This window comes from Pseudomonas sp. EL_65y_Pfl1_R83 (assembly GCF_963970695.1).
In the GTDB taxonomy this organism is placed as follows: domain Bacteria; phylum Pseudomonadota; class Gammaproteobacteria; order Pseudomonadales; family Pseudomonadaceae; genus Aquipseudomonas; species Aquipseudomonas tritici.
Map to the genome: position 1 here is coordinate 1 of NZ_CAXAQI010000526.1, position 333 is coordinate 333.

The window sequence follows — 333 nt, forward strand, 5'->3', positions numbered from 1 at the left end:
GCGACGGTGTGCTGACAGCGATCAGCGATGCGTATGACAACCGGCTGCGTATTTTCCGTAACTACCTGGGGCAGATCGAGCGGCTGGACAACGGCGGCGGGCGCTCGTTGTTTTTGCGCTATGCATCGGGCCGCATTGTCGCGGTGGATTACCAAGTTGAACGGGCAGTGGATGACGGTCCGTTTGTCTGGGTGACGGAGCAGAACGTTGTTTCCTACGCCTATGACGATGCCGGTCGGTTGGTTTCAGCGACTAACGCTGTAGGCGAAAGTGAGGTTTATCGGTACGACGATCAGCACGTCATTCTTGAGCGCGGACTGGCCGGTGGGGCGA

Annotated in this window: 1 protein-coding gene; it reads left to right on the plus strand. The window is 58.6% G+C overall.

Features of this window, described 5'->3' with window-relative positions:
- Positions 1–333 (plus strand): RHS repeat domain-containing protein (locus tag AACY08_RS30170; RefSeq protein ID WP_339472745.1); only part of this gene is annotated, 333 nt, incomplete at both ends.